Raw genomic sequence first — 15,676 nt, 5'->3', positions numbered from 1 at the left:
GTTCGACCGCGGTGTCATAGACCACCACTACGTGCACGGCCGTGTCACCACCAGATCCGGAAGGGTTTGTAGGTCTCGCCCTCCAGGCACGCCCGAGTGAGTTTGAGTGCTTCCAGGTACATCAGCTCGTCGTAGGCGACCGGCCTGTTGAGTTCGCGGTGCTTGACGCTGGTGGCGAACTCATCGCGTACCGCCGCCACGACCAGTTTGCGGCCGGTGTCGCTGAGCATGGCCTGGTTGGAGTCCACGTCGAAGTGGTGTTCCTTGAGCTGGTTGCGGTTGGCCATCCGCAACAGCAACCGTTCGGCGAACAGGGGCTTGAACACCTCCGCCAGGTCCAGGCACAGCGAGTGCCGTTGGCGTTCCATGGTGCTGTGCAGGAAAGCCACCCCGGTGTGCAACGGGGTCAGGCGTAAAGCCGTGAGCGAGCGCGCGTAGACGATGCCGTTGACGTAGCTGATGAAGGCGTTCCCGGCATTCCTGGGCGGGCGTCGGCTACGTCCGTGCAGCTGTAGCCACTCGGGCAGTTTGGTGTCCAGCACCGCCCACGCCGAGCGGCGGAAGTTGCCCTCGATACCCATCAGCGAGGCTGCGTCCTTTGCCTGTTCGGACTTTTCCTTCAACACCGCATACGGCCCCGACAGCAGGTCCCGATCCAGGACCCGGCGTACGTTGAACGCGGTGGCGCGCACCAGGTCGCGGGCGATGCGCACCGAGGCCACCGGGTCCGTGGCCAGGCGGACCTGGGCGATGACGGTCTCTCCGGAGGTGGCCGTTTCCGCAGCGGTCAAAGAACCGGAGTAGTCCCCGTAGTAGCTGAGCAGGTGCACGTTGATGCGGTGCTGGTTGAGCAGGCTCACCACGGAGGTGTTGATGTCGACGGGTTTGCAGGCGATGAGGTCGCGCACGTCGGTGATGGGGATGCGCACGTCCTCACCGTGTTCGCGTTCGATGAGCAGGGACTGGTCTTTTCGGCGGATCCGGCAGCTGGAGGTGAGCCAGTAGGTTCGTGCGGCGGTGGGCATCACTGGCTCCAGCAGTAGTCGAAGTAGCTACATCCCCGACAGGCCGATCTGGTGAGCCGGTCTGGGGATGTGGTCTGCGTGATGGTGTCCAGGACGGCGGTGATGTCGGCTCGGGCGCGGTCGTCCCACTCAGGTGCGTAGGGCATGCGTCGGGTTCGTCGGGTCTTGGGGTAGTGCAGGATCGCGCCTTGTGCGTCGACTCCGACCTGGCGGAGCCGGTAGCAGTAGTGGACGGCCTGGGCTTCGTCGGCCGGGGTGGCGCGTGAGGAGGATTTGATCTCGTGCACCCACAGGTCGCCGTCGAGGTCGTCCAGGCGTGCCGAGCCCAGGTCGATGGGGTGGGCTCGGCGGTAGGAGGTCTCGTGAACCGCCTCACCGAGTTGGACGGTGGCGCTGGTGGCTTCGGGGCGGAATCCGCGGGCGTACAGCCACAGTTGGCGGGGGCAGTGGTAGAGGTACTTCACGTGCACCCCGCCCACGTCTTCGGCTCCGATCACAGGATCGCCCCGGGTTGGTAGGAGTTCACCGTCGTGCTGGATGCCGATCTGATCGCGGTCAGTCCGCGGTCGTGTTCGTAGTCGGCGTCGATGATCAGGACCTTGAGTTTGTGGTCCCAGGTGCCCAGGAAACGTGCGTAGTGCGGCAGCGGGATCAGGTACTGCGAGGCCAACAGTCTGCCGGTTCCCCGCTCCTCACCCGGAGACTTTCCCAGGAGGGCGTCTTCGTAGTGCTGCCGGTCCTGGGCGAGGATGCCGTCCACGCCGTCGAACATCTCGTCGAAGGCCTCAGAAAGCCGAGAGGTGTCGTTCAGGGGCTGCTGGAAGTTCAGGAAATGGTTCTGGAAGTCCTGGGCGGAGTTCTCCACCTGGGTGCGCCACTCCTCACCCCAGGGACTTGTGTAGATGTCGTTGAGCCATGCGGTGAACAGGCGTTCGTCCAGTTCCTGGCCGTCGTCGCGGGCCAGGATGTCCCAGCTCAACCGGGTGGGCTCGGCCGGATAGACCTGGTCGGCGAACTCCGGCCCGCTCTTGCCTCGGGGCGCGTAGTGGGGTTGGTGCACGATGACCGGCGCCGGTCGTTCCAGGGCACCCACACGGTTGATGCGACCGAAGCGTTGCAGGAGCGCTTCCAACGGGGCGGCGGAGGTGTGCAGGACGTCGAAGTCCACGTCCAGCGACACCTCGACCACCTGGGTGGCCACCAACAACCCGGGGCGGCGGGGCGTGGTGCGGGTGCCGAAGCGGTCCTGGATGGCCTTTTCGATCCTGGTCCGGTCTGCGGTCTTGAAACGCGAGTGCAGCAGCAGCGCCGCTCCGTGGCCGTGGAGTTCCTCGGCCAGGGGTGCGAGCTGGTCGTAGAGGTTCCAGGCGTCGGCGACGTTGTTGGCGATCACGGCCACGCTCTGCCCTGCGCGTAGCGCGTCCTTGATCTGTTCCACGCTCGTGGGGTCGGTCAGGTGTTCTTGTCGCAGGTGCAGGCGGTGGCGGCGCGGCCAGGCGTAGTCGGCGTCGGGTTCCACCAGCTCCAACCGGTGGTTCGCACCCAGGCGGTGGCGGATGGTTTTCAGGAGCCGGTCGGGCAGGGTCGCGGAGATGATGCCGATCCGCCCGCCGAGGTCGGCCCACTGCCGCATCATGGCCAGGATCATGCCGAGGCGCCGGGGTTCGTAGGCGTGGAGTTCATCGAAGACGAACACCGAGTTGGCGCTGTCGATGAGGGTGGCCGCGTGCGCGGTGCCGCCCAGGGCGCCGCGTAGGAGCTGGTAGGGGGTGGTGATGCGCACCAGTTCCCGGAACAGGCGGCTGGCGTTGGACTGGGCCACGGCTCGGGAGGCCCGCCGGCGTTCCTGATCGGGGTCGCTTTGCTGGTGGACGTCGTTGTGATCGTCGCAGGAGGCGGTGGACAGGTAGAAGCTCGCCGCGCGGGAGTGGACCACGCCGACCTGGTCTTGGCCCAGATCACGCCGCAGGCGTGTGGCCATGGCGTTGATGGAGGCCAGGTAGGGCAGCGAGTAGAACAGGCGGGGGGTGCCGCCTGTGTCGGTGCCCAGGTCGCGGGTGTGGGTGGTGGCCCACAACAGGGCGGCTTCGGTTTTGCCCTGTCCGGTGGGGGCGCGCATGGCCATGTGCGTGGTGGTGGTCTCGGCCCGTTCCTGGTGCGGATAGGGGCTGTTGCCCTTGCCGGCCAGTTCCAGCCGCAGCCGCCTGGGATAGTCGGTGCCGGTCAGCGGGTGTGTGGTGAGCAGGGGGCTGTGGGCGGAGGCCACGTGGTCGGCCAGGGTAACGGCTCCCTGGAGCAGGGCGGCGGTCAGCCCGGCCTTGTCGTCCCCGTTGGGGCTTTGTCCCCGCTCCCATTCCTTGAGGATGCGGTCCAGCGCCCGGTGTACGGCTTGGGCCAGGTCGGCTGGGGTGACGGATGCGGGTGTGGGCGCTGCGGCATGAGCGGCCAGCCAGGCCGCCAGGTCGTTGGCGGAGGCGGTGTCCACGGGCCCGAAACCGTCCAGGACCTGTTGGAAGTCGGCCAGATTCCGGGCTTCGTTACGGATGGAGCCCTCGCCACCGGCCAGGGGACGGTGGTGGGTGACCACCCCCAGGCCGATCCAGGTGCGTTCCTCTTCCGTCAGGTGGGCGAGGACGTGGTCGACGAAGGCGAGCGAGTAGATCTCGTGCCTTTTGCCCCACGGTCGGGCGGGAGGGGGGTTGCCCACCATGGTCTGGAACCCGTCCGGCACTTTCCCCGCGTCGTGGAACAAACACGCCAGACGGGCCCAGGTCCAGAACCGCTCGTCCACGCCGGGGAGGGTGCCGACGCGGGCGTGCAGCAGGTTCAGGGCCTGGACCGTGGTCTGCAAGTGGGTGGTCAAAGCCTCGCCCCGCTTGTGACCGGGTGCGGGACTTTTGGCCCAGATGTGCGGCAGGTGGATCTGAGGGCCAGCGGTGGACTGGGAACGCCCCGCCTCCACCGCCTTGCCCGTGGCCTGCGATTGGACGGTCGGCGTCTCGCCGCGCTTGTGACCCGCCACGGAACCGGTGGCTCGGGCGTGCGGCAAATGGGCCTGGTCCTCGGCGGTGGCGTGCGGGTGCACGGCTTTGAGGGGTACAACGGCCTGGCCGTCATCGGTGCGCAGCGGGGAGTCGATCTGCGCGGCGCTGCCCTGGGAGGCGTACCGGTAGGTGCCCCACTGGATACGAGACCGATCAGGGCTGATGGCATGGGGCATGCGCACCTGCATCCCCGAGGTGGAGGCATCAGCGGGCACCAGGGCACGGCCCTGGATTCCCGCCCCCGGGTGGAGGGTGATGCGGCGGGTGCGGGCCGAGGCCAGGTCCTGACTGCGGCCCAGGCGGAGCGGCCATACCGGGCGACGCATCGCCTCTTCCCACAGGTCCAGGTGGTCGAGCACCCAGACCGTGAGAGTGGTGTCGGCGAGGAACTCGTGCTCCTTGGGGGTGGCGTCCCTCTTCTTGCCTTCGGCGTCCAGGGGTTGGAAGGTCTCCAGGTCCACCCCCCTGCCCCGGGCGGTGAAGGCCAGTGCCACACGAGTGTCGGTGGGCATGCGGTCCCAGCCGCCCACCGCCGCGGCCAGCAGGCCGGCGACGGTGGACGGCGGCGGGCAGGGCAGGGTGACCTGCACGCCCGAGTACAAGGGGTTGCGGAACGAGACCACCGGAGCGGTGATCGTGATCTCCAGAGCGGTGGTCATACGGCCGGGTCCTCGAACCAGGAGTCGCGCTGCCCGGCCTCGATCTCCTTGGCCAGGGCGCCCAGAACGGTACGCGGGTGGTCGATCACCACACGGCCCTCGGCGATGTCCTCGGCCAGGTCCTGGCGGATCTGCTCGCGCTGATTGCCGAGGAACCCCGGAGCCCAGCCGATGTGGACGGGACCGTCCAGCTCATCGGCCCGGGCCCGCATCTCCTCGGAGAAGACGTCCACGTCGAAGAACGACCCCTGCGGTCCGGTGGCCAGCACGCGGGTAAAGGGGTTGTTACCTCCCTTGAGAGGGGCCAGCAGCACGAAGGAAGGAGCACGGTCCCCGTAGTGCAGGGCCCGGCTGGCCCCGCCCTGGACCTGGGCCAGGGTGCGCAGCAGCACCGCGGCCCGACGGCGGCGCTCCTCGATCGGCAAACGCAACGACCCGATGCCGCGCAGCACGTACTCGCCGGCACCGGCCTTGACCGCCTCGTCCGCCGCCACAGGAGACAACGCCCGGCGCAGCCCTCCCCCGTCCTGCTCGAAGGTGCCCACGCGCGGCAGGTCCAACAGCATGTCCCCGGCCATCTCGGAGGTGTAGTGCTCGTGTTCGTGGATGACCGGGTCGGCGTCGGCCGGGAAACCCCGGCTCATCGTGCCGAAGTCCGAAACGATGCGCTTGGAGGCCAGCGAGACCAGCGTTCCGGTGGCCAGGACCGTATCGCGCTGGTAGTTTTCCTTCTTCACCGCGACCATGTAGCCGAACAGGTCATCGTCCAAGTACAGGTCCGGGCGGCCCGCGGTGTGGGCCTGCTGCTTCTTGCCGCTACCGGACCGGGTGACGGGTGAGCGCTTCTCGGTCGCGGGCAGGGAGTCACGCCACCAGCGGCGCAATGCCTGCGCGGAGATGTAGGGAACGCGCTCTCCGCGTCCGATGGTCAGGTACTTGACCTTGGCCATGTTGTCCTCGCCCCGGCCGTTGTTGGGGGCACCGGCGGTGATGTCCAGGGCGATCTTGCCCACCAGGTAGGTCATCAGTTGTTCTCCGCATCCAGGTCGGCGTCGGGAATGAGGTCGTCGGTGGACACGTCGTCGTGGTCGCGTCCGCGCCAGGTGGGTTCGAGTTCGTGCAGGTGGTCGAGCACCCCGATGAACAGCAGATCCCGGTGGAGGAAGACCCGGTCCTCGGCGTCGAAGAGCAGCCGCCACTGGCGCTGGGTGATGAACGGCTCGGTCTCCTTGGTGCGCAGCGTCCGCTCGACGGATTGGCGCTGCAACCAGGCCCGCAGGGTCGCGATCTTCTTACGGGCTTGGAGGAACTTCTTCAGTTCCTTGTCGTCCTCGGTGTTGAGGACATGGGCGATGCGTGCGGCGAGCTGGTCGATCTGGTCCAAGTCGGTGGAGGACACCTGGAGCACCTTCGTTGCGTAGGAGGAACATGTGGCGGACAGCAACGGTGTCTGGGCGCAGATACCGTCCTTGCCCAGGGCGCGTTCACGCAGGAAGTGGGAGACGGTGGGGACCACCCGTTCGGGAAGGTCGAAGAGGTTCCGGGCGAGCATGGACCGACCGGGCACCTTTTCCCACCGGTGGGTGCGGCCGAGCCACATCAAGGGTTCGCGCGGCAGGTCACGGATCCACTCGGTGCTGGGCTGGTCCATGGCGTGCACGGCCAGGTCCTGTTCCTTGTTGCTGTTGGTGAAGACCATCAGCTCCACCCCGTCGGTCACCGTCTCCTCATAGCCGCGCAGGCCGCTCAGCGCGGCGAGCTGTCGGGCGTAGGAGGGGCGTTCCCCGGCCGGTGCACCGGCCACCGCCTGGCTCCGGGTCTGGTCGACCTGGAACTTGGTGAGCGCCCAGAGCAGGTCGTCGTCCCAGCTGTGCAGTGCGGTGGCCCGGCCGCCGCCGATCGCGCACCCGTAAGGCAGGGCGTAGAAGCTCAGCAGGCAGCCCCGGCACAGGGCCATCCCCTCATGGGTGGGGATGGTGGTGTTGCGGTAGGAGGAGCTTTCCAGAAGTGGAACGTCGACCTTGCCGTAGAACCCGCAGGCCGGGTGGTCGCACAACACACATCGCGCGTCCAGGAAGGTGTCGGTCTCGGGCAAGGTGCGCCACTGGGCGAGCTTGTCCTTGAGGCCCTGACCCAGAAGGGACTTGCGGTTGGTGGTGTTGATGGGGCAGTTGGGCCAGAACAGGTAGCTGGCCCCCAACCAGAACCCACCGGGTTCCTTGCTCGTCGCGATGGTGGTGGTGCGGTCCAGGTCCTGGATCATGTTCGTGTTCGCGGCGCGCAGGTCCTGCTCGGTCAGCTCCACAGGATGGGCGAGCTGTTTCAACCCCACGGGTCTGCGGTGCACGAGCGAGGACAGCGCGAACGCGCCGACCCGCTGGAGCGGATGCGCGGTCAACCGCACGCTGAGTCCGGTGGTCGTGGTGCTCACGCGATCACCCACCCAAAACCCGCGGAGTTGGCCTGGCCCAGGCCCCAACTCCAGATGCACCGCAGGGTTTCCGGGGCGCCGTGGAGTTCGGCTTCCACTGCGGCTCCGGGTTTGTGTCCCTTGCCCACGGCGAAACTGCGTTTGGGGCCCACCCAGGTGATGGCCTGGACGCTGACGTCGGGGTCGGTGCCCACGGTCAGGGCTTTGCGGCGCAGGTTGGCCTCGAAGTAGGCGGCGAACTCCGGCTCGGTCGGCAACACCCACGCCTGGCGGGTGGTGCGCTCTCCGTGCTCGTTGTGCCCTGAGCCCTTCATCACCACGGGGGTGGAGGTTCTGAGCACGGCCTTGCCGGACGCGAAGTCCGGTGGGGCAAGCACATCGACGGCGTCGACCCGCAGTGCCGTACCGCCCCAGTCCACCACCGTCTGACCGGCCAGACCTTTGGCCAGACCTTCAAGGACCTGCGGCAGAGGGCTGCCGAACTCCAGGGTGCCTGTCCCGCCCACCGCGTACTGGCCCCTCGCACGTCGGGCCGAGGGGAACTCGGGCGCGCTGTGCCCGAAGGGGGTCATGCCGGTCTCCCCCCAGCCGTGTTCGTGCAGTCGGGTACCGATCTCGGGGGCCCCGCGGGAGAGCAGTTCGTAAACCAGACCACGGCCCGGGCGAAGCACGTTCTCCCAGGCAAGGGACGTAGCCGTCGTACGGACTGCCACTCGAAGGCGCATGAGACACCTCCTCACAATCGTGTTGGTCGTGTTGGAGGCTCACATTAGAGAGAGGCAGTGACAGGGAAACGGGAAGATCCTCCTTGTGGCCGGTTGAGGACAAAAAAAGGGGTTTGCGCTACATCAAGGGCGCAGATCTGCTACCCGGCAAGACGATTCCATTTCGAACTTGTATTCGATGATGCTCTTTGGAAACAATTGATTGCATGAAGCTATGAACAAGAAGGAAGGTCCCCAAGGGCAGGAGCGTTATGGCTGTGCTGCCGCTCAGGCATGGGGTCTAAAGGAGTACAGAGCCTCTATGAGCACCGTCTTGCTTTCCCTCCCAGGAGGGTGAGGGCAGGTAGGTGCTGGGGCTGGAGGTTGAATCCCACTGTGTTGCTACCCCTCGCAGGGGCGATGAGGACCCCGGACGGGTCGATGACCGCTGACCCCCATCCACAGTTGCTACCCCTCGCAGGGGCGATGAGGACGTTCTTGGTTCTTGGTGTTCTGATGCGCAGTCATGAGGTTGCTACCCCTCGCAGGGGCGATGAGGACAAGAGCCCTGACCAGGCGCCGCCGTTGTTCGCGGTGCCTGTTGCTACCCCTCGCAGGGGCGATGAGGACACTGACCAGCTGGGACGGGGCGGCACGCCTCATCAGGTTGCTACCCCTCGCAGGGGCGATGAGGACTGGACCGACAGACGACGCTCGGGGGATACACGCCGTTGCTACCCCTCGCAGGGGCGATGAGGACAGTGGTCCTGGATGATGCCACGTTCAGACATGAGAGGTTGCTACCCCTCGCAGGGGCGATGAGGACTGCTGATCGCGGCCGCCGCGTCCACGTGGCTGTACTTGTTGCTACCCCTCGCAGGGGCGATGAGGACCGGCGCTCTTCCGCCTTGCTCTCACGCATCTGACGTGGTTGCTACCCCTCGCAGGGGCGATGAGGACACCTCCTGGCGGAGGTAGTCGGCGGCCTGGTCCGGTTGCTACCCCTCGCAGGGGCGATGAGGACGTAGGTGCCCCGTGCGTACTCGACGGGAGTGCCGTGTTGCTACCCCTCGCAGGGGCGATGAGGACGCGGGCAACCATCTCGCTCACGCCGTGGCGTTCTGGTTGCTACCCCTCGCAGGGGCGATGAGGACTGTGACCCGACTCGATGGGGTGATCAACCAGTCCGCGTTGCTACCCCTCGCAGGGGCGATGAGGACCCGAGAGTAAAGCCGCAGGCCACACAGCCTGCGAACCAGGCCAAACAACCTTGTTTTTCAGCGAACCTCCGGTAGCGCAGACGAGCCCGGCGAGTCGCTGAAAACAACCCTTCACCAACCCATGCCCCTCACCTGACGCCATCTCGCCGTTGAAGCGTACCCGTACCCCCACGCGAACACAGTGTCCGTCACACCACCGACAAGAACCACCACATGCGCTACCAGGCCACAACCGCCTCCACCTCCCGGCACAAAACCTCGGCACCCAACACCCTTACCCGCTCCCCCAAAACCCGCATCCAAGCCTCGACGACATCCATCCGCTGAACTCCACCCTGACGAGCCCAAGTCACCAACGGACTCGATCCACACCTCATCAGCCCGGTGAAATGCTCGGGAATTGCTCCGCTGTTCCGGGACACGGCGGCACGGGGCCGTCTCCGGTAGCACACAGGGGGACACCGTCACCCGGATGAGCCGGAACAAACCACCCCACACCGGCACATAACCCCCATCCACACGCGGACTTTTAATCCGTGGGTTCGGGGTTCGATCCCCCGGGGGCTCACCCATGAAACCCCAGTTCAAGGGGCCTTTCCAAGGTCCTTGACCTGGGGTTTTCGCGTGCCTGGGCCCCTGTGGTCGTTCGGAAAGTGCCCTTATGTCTGGACCGGGTCTTCGCCTCGCCGAGCATCTCGCTTTGAGGTCGCTCCACACGCATCAAGCCGGCCGCGCCCCAAGGCACCAGGAAGAAGAAGGGCCGTGACAGGAGTGGCCGCGTTCGTCGTGTTGCCACCCCTCGCAAGGGCGATGAGGACGTGGTATCCCGGATTCGGGGCGGGTTCACGGATTGGGCGCGGGGTCGGTGTAGGCGTCGGCTTGGAGGGTGAACAGTTCGTGGTACCGGCCTTCGGCCGCCATGAGTTCGCTGTGGGTGCCGCGCTCGATGACCCGTCCCTGGTCCAGGACGTAGATGCGGTCGGCCATGCGCACCGACGCCATGCGGTGGGTGATGAGCACGACGGCGGCTCCAGTGCGCTGGGCATGGGCGCGGATCGTGGTGAAGAACCGTGCTTCGCCTTTGGCGTCCAATGCGGAGGTCGGCTCGTCGGCGATGAGCAGGTCCGCGTCGCGGTAGAAACCGCGGGCGCCGGCGATGCGCTGCCACTGGCCCCCGGACAGGTTCACTCCTGAGGCGAACGTGGAGTCGAGCAGGGTGTCCCAGCCTCGGGGCAGGGAGGAGACGACCCGGTCGGTGCCGCTCAACCGGGCGGCGGCGTCGAGGCGCTGCCGGTCGCATTCCTGGGCCATGGTGACGTTGCGGCGGGCGGTCATCGGCCACCGGGTGTGGTCCTGGATGATGACGCTGATACGGTCGCACACCCCCGTTCCCAGGGCGAGGTAGTCGGTGCCGTTCCACGTCACGAGCCCTTCCTGGGGTCGGTAGAGCCCTCCCATCACCCGGGCCAGGGTGGATTTGCCGGAGCCGTTCTCCCCCACCAGCGCGATCGTCTCGCCTGCGTCCACGTGCACCGTCACCGCCTCCAGCGCGGGCCGGTCCGCGCTGGGGTAGGTGAACGTGGCCTGGCGCACCTGCACCCGGTGCAGCTTTCCCGCGGTGGCGGTGGCGGGCGGGGGCAGTTGAGCGCGGGCCTGGTCGCAGAACTCGGTGAAGTCGGCGTAGTACAGCCCCGACTCGTACACCCGGTTCAGTGAGTGCAGCAGGTTCTGCATCTGCCCTTGGGAGCGTTGCAGGGCCAGGACCGCGGTACCCGCGGCAGCCAGCGGCATCAGCCCTACTACCAGCAGTGCCCCCAGTGCCGTGTAGGTCAGCGCGGTCGCCAGCCCGCCAATGGCGCTGCCCAGGGCGCGTATCCGGGTCTGGTACCAGGCCACGCCCAGCATGGTGTCGCGTTCGCGGTCGGCAAGGGCGGTGTAGTCGGCCAGTAGGGATGGGCGCATGGTGTAGGAGCGCAGTTCGGCGGCCGAGTCCCGGGAGGCCATGCGGTCGCCCAGGATCCATCGCCTGCGCCTGCCGGTGCTCAGGCGCCGTTGGGCGTCGTACTCCATCCGTGCGGCGCGTGTGGCCGCCCATCCGGCTGGGACGACGCTGACCAGCAGCAGGGGGAGCAGGAGGGGGTGCAGCACGGCTAGGACCCCGGCCAGGGACAGCAGACCGACCAGGCCGGAGAAGACTTCCAGGCAGGCGGTCACCAGATGAGGCACCTCGTACAGGCCCCGGTCACGGCTGCGGTACATCGCGTCGGCCCAGGCCTCGTCGTCGAAGGCCTCCAGCCGGGCTCTCGTGGTGAGGTCGAACAGCTCCAGTTCGACCAGCCGCTCGGTCTGGGCACCCAGCCGGGCCAGGGCCCAGTCCGAGGCCAGGCGTACCGATCCGGCCAGGGCGGCGACCGAGGCGACCACCACCACTGCGGGAAAGGCGGCGTGCACCCGCTGGGCGATGGGTCCTTCGGCCAGCATGGCGTCGAGCACCCAGGTGATCGAGGCCAGGCTGAGGGCGCCGAGGACGGCGGCCAGGGCGCTTGCGGCCAGGGCCAGGGTCAGGTCGCGGGGGTCGGCTCGCCAGGCCCAGGCCAGCGCGGAGGCGGTGAGGGCGGGCATCCGGGTCAGTTTGGTCCACAGGCTGGTACGTACCAGCTCTCCGTCGAAGTGTCGCCATTTGGGGGCGGTGAGTTCTTCTTCCAGCCCGGTGTCGGAGGCGGTGGAGTCTGGGTCGTGCGGTTGGGGTGGTGCCACTGGGGTGCTCCAAGGGTGGACGTGCGAGAGGGAAGGGCTGCGGTCACGAAGTGTTCTTTCCCTGTGGGGACAGGGCGGTGGTGCCGGTGAGGAAGGAGTGCTTTGGCGATGCCAGGAAGGAGCGCGCTGTGTGTGGCCGACTGCCGGTATCGACAGCCGCGTGACCACGGGGTCATGGCGCCTGAAGCGTGTTGAGTTGCGTCCGGACGGCGTTGGCTCTCGGGTCGCCCACGCTGCGCAGCACGGTGTAGGCGCGTACCAGGTGGGCGCGATGAAGAACAGGGTCCTCGGCGTGCAAGTGGGCGCGGATCAGGTCCGTGTCGGCGGAGGCGACCGGGTCCGACACCAGGGGGATGAGCAGGTCGGCCCACTGTAGGGCGTGCGCGGCGGCGACCGGGTCGGCACGCAACAGGTGGGCGGTGGCCATGCCGGTCAGTGCCCGCAACCGTAGTCCCGGGGCGGCGGAGGAAGCCTCGATGATGTCGCGGAAGCAGGCCAGCGCGTCGGTGGCCTCACCCATGTCCAGTGCGGCCTGGCCCAATCCCGCTCGTGCCCGCAACTCCAGGTCCATGGACGTGTCGGGGTCGGTCCGGCACAGCTCCACGGCCTCGGTGAACTTCAACCGTGCCCGTCCACCTCGGCCGGCGCGTACCTCCAGGTGCCCGTACTCGATGAGGGTGTTCACGTACCCCGGCATGTGCCCGGTGGCGTCCCACAGCTCCAGGGCGTGGGCGTACTCCTGTGCCGCATACTCGGTGTGCCCCAGGGCTCGGGTCAGGGTGGCCTGGCTGGTGGCGGTGACCGCTTGCCCTACAGTGTCGGCCGCCGCGCGGGCAGTGCCACGGGCCCAGGTGACCGTCTGTTGCCAGACGGTGAAAGAGCGGTGCAGGCGCAGGTAGGGCAAGGTGGCTTCATGGAGCTGCCAGCACAGCCGGGGGTGGCCGGTGTCGGCGGCCAGCCTCATACCCATGCGCAGCGCGTCGAGCTCCTCAGCGAACCAGAGCATCGCGTGGTTGGAGGAGAACACCCGGGTCGGCTGCGGTGGTGGGGGCAACTCCGAATGCCACCGGTGAGGGTCCAAAGCGGTTGAGGCTGCCGAAGCGATGTGCAGGTACCAGGTCAGAATGCGGTGCAGGGCCGAGCCGGTGTCGGGGGCGGGCACGTCGAGGCTCGCGCTCAGCGCGTGCGCACGGGCTCGAGGGCGCTGGCGGTAGCGGCCCGCAGTGTGGGTGAGCAGATGGTGGCCGACCAGGTGGTCCAGCACCTCTTGGGCCTGGATGCGAGAAAGATCGGCCAGAGCGGCGGCGGCTTCGACGGTGAAGGTCTTGCCCGGGAACAAGGCCAGGAGTTGGTGCAGGGTGCGGGCGGCGGGATCCAGTGCGGTGTGGGCACGAGTCATGGTCACAGATGGTCCTACCTGGTGAAGGTGAGCGTTGTGGCTCACGCGGTGGGTCGGGTGAATTCGCGGCTGGACGAGAGCATCCGCACGGCGCGCTGGGGGTCGACCGGGGTGTAGGAAGCCCACGCCCACTCGAAGTGATCGCGGGCCTGGTCGAGGTCGTCTTGCTTGTGAGCCAGCCAGGCCAACGACTCGTGGACCTGTCCACGCACCACCGGGACCTCCTCCTGAGAGGCCAGGTCCAGCGCGGTGTGCCCGTGCTGATGTGCGGCCTCGTACTGGCCCAGGTCCATGAGCACCTCACACAGCGTCCGGTGCACAAGCGCCGTCCACACCCGTTCACCGCCCTTGATCAGGGGAGGAAGGGCGGAGCGCAACAGCGCTGCCGCCTCGGCCCAGCGCTCGTCCACGGACAGGGCGAGCGCCTGGCGGTAGCGGGCCAGCGCTCTGTCACGAGGGTGCCCCGGAGCTTCGCTGATTCGCACGGCCAGGTCGGCGTAGCGAGCTGCCATGAGCAGGTCGTTGACCTGCTCGTAGGCCTGGCTCAGCAACAAGTGGAAGTGGGCCAGACCGCGTCCGTGGTAGGGATGGGAGCGCCGGGGGTCCTCGCTGCTCCACAGGGCGAGCGCGTAATTGGCCGAGGCCAAAGCCGACTCGTGTTCACCACGGCGCAGGTGCTGGGAGGCCATGGCGTGGTGCATCACGGCCTGGGCGCCGCCGTCGTCCACCGCTTCGGCTGAGGCCAGACCGAGTTCGAAGAGCCGCCGTATCCCGCGGGGGCGTTGACGTTCATCCCAGGTGTTCACCGCCTCGGCCATGAGGACGACCTGTTGGTGGTGGGAGGTGCGGTGGGCCAGTTCGACCACCGCGAGAAGGTTGTCCTGCTCGTTCCGGAACCACCTCAGGGCTTGGGCGGGTGAAGTGAACCGATCGCACATGGTGAGGCGGACCTGTTCGGCCATGGGAGGGTGCCACCGCCACCGGCCCGGGTCCAGGACCAGGTCGGCGGCGATGGCGTGCTCGGTGTAGTGAGCCACCATCCGCCTGCGGGCGTGCCGGCACCCGGGCAACAGCACCGTCGCACCCGTGCGCTCCAGCGCGGCCCGCACCGCGGTGGCCATGGTGTGGCGCTCGTCGTCGTGGCAGATGAGCAGCTCTGACTGCACCAACCGCTTCAGCCGGTGCTGTGCCTCGGGCAGAGGTAGTTCCCACAGGGCTGCGGCCAGCTCAAGAGTCCAGTGCGGGCCCGGGTGGGCGGTGAGCAGGACGGCTGCGTCACGGTCAGGCGTGACCAGGTGCCGAACCAGTTGGGTCACACGGTCGGCGCTGGGAGCGGGTGGTGGCTGGGTCATGTCGAAGGAGTCCTCGGTACAGGGGCGCGTGGGCGCCCGACAGGGAGCGCTAGCGGGCTCGGTCGGGCAGACGAATGGTGGCGGTGACGAGCTTGTGGTCGGTGTGGGCCGGATCGCCGTCCCACACTCGGTAGGTGCCGGGCACCAGGCCGATGTCGGGAGTGGCCAGCAGCCAGTCGATGAGCAACGCCTGGTGCGAGTAGGTGGTGGAAGCCAGCACGCGGTCGGGGCGACCCTGCTGGTCCCAGGCGGTCTCGGCCAAGGCGTGCAGGCCCACCCCGCCACGGCGGGCACCCGCCTGTTCGTCCCACACCCCGATGAGGGCGTCCAGGGCCCGGGTGTCGGTGACGAAGGTGCCGTCGGGACGTTGGCGGGCCTTGTGGTGGCGTTTGTGCGCGGGCACCCGGGACCAGTCCCGGTCGGGTAGGTGCGGGCCGGAGGCGGTGGCGTTGAGGTCGCCGGCCACCAGCACCGGACAACCGGGGCGGACTTGCGCGGCCAGGGTCTGGGCCTCCATCATGCGGCGTTCTCCGGAGGCGTAGTCGCAGTGAGCGATGACCACCCGTAGATCGGCGTGGGAACCGTCGACGGCGGCCAGGCGGGCCGTGTTGTGCGCCCACCGGCTGGAGTCGCTGCGTTCGTCGGAGAACTCCACCAGGCGCAACCGGTTGGTGTCCCACAGCAGCGCCGGAGGGTGGTAGGAGCGTTCCAAAGTGCCGGTGACGATCTCATAGCGTGTTCCGCACAACTGGGAGAGCCGGTGCGCGGCCTCCCTCTCGGGGATGCGTCTGGGGGTGAGCCAGCACGCCTCGTTGACCACGATCAGGGCCGAGTGGGTCTGCGTGCACGGGGCCATGACCTCGTCCAGCAGGTGCAGGCTCTGACCTTTGTCGAAGCCTTTTTCCAGGTTGATCAGAGCCACCGGCAACTCACCGGTAGTGGAATGCGTGGTCATGCGCTTCTCCTGTCGCCGGATGCAGGGGTGAGGGGGCGGATGTCTGGGCGCTCTGAGTTCGGAGGCAAGGGCGTGGGCGGTGTAGCGCGTGTGTGTTTCGCCGGGGTGTATCTGCCAGGCGGGTAACCAG

Annotated in this window: 10 protein-coding genes and 1 CRISPR repeat array; all 10 genes read right to left on the bottom strand. The window is 67.7% G+C overall.

Features of this window, described 5'->3' with window-relative positions:
* Positions 1 to 44: 44 nt before the first annotated feature.
* Positions 45 to 1,025, bottom strand: coding sequence for a type I-B CRISPR-associated endonuclease Cas1b (gene cas1b / locus PFX91_RS03390; protein WP_285729324.1), 981 nt, complete (start codon positions 1,023 to 1,025; stop codon positions 45 to 47).
* Complete coding sequence (locus PFX91_RS03385) at positions 1,025 to 1,522, bottom strand: CRISPR-associated protein Cas4 (protein WP_285729322.1); 498 nt, start codon at positions 1,520 to 1,522, stop codon at positions 1,025 to 1,027. Before PFX91_RS03385 ends, cas1b begins: the two co-directional genes overlap by 1 nt.
* The gene (cas3, locus tag PFX91_RS03380; protein ID WP_285729321.1) at positions 1,519 to 4,728 is read right to left on the bottom strand and encodes a CRISPR-associated helicase Cas3'; all 3,210 of its coding nucleotides are present in this window, start codon (positions 4,726 to 4,728) and stop codon (positions 1,519 to 1,521) included. Before cas3 ends, PFX91_RS03385 begins: the two co-directional genes overlap by 4 nt.
* Positions 4,725 to 5,753, bottom strand: a complete 1,029-nt coding sequence (gene cas7i, locus PFX91_RS03375; protein ID WP_285729319.1) for a type I-B CRISPR-associated protein Cas7/Cst2/DevR — start codon at positions 5,751 to 5,753, stop codon at positions 4,725 to 4,727. The genes cas3 and cas7i overlap by 4 nt, the downstream gene beginning before the upstream one ends.
* A complete protein-coding gene (locus PFX91_RS03370) occupies positions 5,753 to 7,159 on the bottom strand; it encodes a hypothetical protein (protein WP_285729318.1) in 1,407 nt (468 codons plus the stop codon). Before PFX91_RS03370 ends, cas7i begins: the two co-directional genes overlap by 1 nt.
* A complete protein-coding gene (gene cas6 / locus PFX91_RS03365) occupies positions 7,156 to 7,830 on the bottom strand; it encodes a CRISPR-associated endoribonuclease Cas6 (RefSeq protein WP_285729316.1) in 675 nt (224 codons plus the stop codon). Before cas6 ends, PFX91_RS03370 begins: the two co-directional genes overlap by 4 nt.
* A gap of 431 nt (positions 7,831 to 8,261) precedes the next feature.
* Positions 8,262 to 9,083: a CRISPR direct-repeat array (repeat unit 30 nt; unit sequence GTTGCTACCCCTCGCAGGGGCGATGAGGAC).
* Positions 9,084 to 9,926: 843 nt separating this feature from the next.
* A complete protein-coding gene (locus PFX91_RS03360; RefSeq protein ID WP_285729315.1) occupies positions 9,927 to 11,840 on the bottom strand; it encodes an ABC transporter ATP-binding protein in 1,914 nt (637 codons plus the stop codon).
* Between the two features lie 172 nt (positions 11,841 to 12,012).
* Positions 12,013 to 13,239 (bottom strand): hypothetical protein, encoded by a 1,227-nt coding sequence (locus tag PFX91_RS03355; protein ID WP_285729314.1) that lies wholly within the window; start codon positions 13,237 to 13,239, stop codon positions 12,013 to 12,015.
* Positions 13,240 to 13,280: 41 nt separating this feature from the next.
* Complete coding sequence (locus PFX91_RS03350; RefSeq protein ID WP_285729313.1) at positions 13,281 to 14,591, bottom strand: tetratricopeptide repeat protein; 1,311 nt, start codon at positions 14,589 to 14,591, stop codon at positions 13,281 to 13,283.
* A 49-nt stretch (positions 14,592 to 14,640) separates the two neighbouring features.
* On the bottom strand, positions 14,641 to 15,546 hold the full coding sequence (locus tag PFX91_RS03345) for an endonuclease/exonuclease/phosphatase family protein (RefSeq protein WP_285729312.1): 906 nt from the start codon (positions 15,544 to 15,546) through the stop codon (positions 14,641 to 14,643).
* Positions 15,547 to 15,676 lie beyond the last annotated feature (130 nt).

The organism is Nocardiopsis sp. ATB16-24, from assembly GCF_030271535.1.
GTDB lineage: Bacteria > Actinomycetota > Actinomycetes > Streptosporangiales > Streptosporangiaceae > Nocardiopsis.
Note: the sequence above shows the minus strand (reverse complement) of the source record. Positions and strands in the feature narration are given on the sequence as shown.

Coding starts and splice junctions, on each gene's coding strand:
- cas1b (WP_285729324.1), bottom strand. CDS start 1,025: ATGCCCACCGCCGCACGAACCTACTGGCTCACCTCCAGCTGCCGGATC.
- cas3 (WP_285729321.1), bottom strand. CDS start 4,728: ATGACCACCGCTCTGGAGATCACGATCACCGCTCCGGTGGTCTCGTTC.
- cas7i (WP_285729319.1), bottom strand. CDS start 5,753: ATGACCTACCTGGTGGGCAAGATCGCCCTGGACATCACCGCCGGTGCC.
- PFX91_RS03355 (WP_285729314.1), bottom strand. CDS start 13,239: ATGACTCGTGCCCACACCGCACTGGATCCCGCCGCCCGCACCCTGCAC.
- PFX91_RS03350 (WP_285729313.1), bottom strand. CDS start 14,591: ATGACCCAGCCACCACCCGCTCCCAGCGCCGACCGTGTGACCCAACTG.
- PFX91_RS03345 (WP_285729312.1), bottom strand. CDS start 15,546: ATGACCACGCATTCCACTACCGGTGAGTTGCCGGTGGCTCTGATCAAC.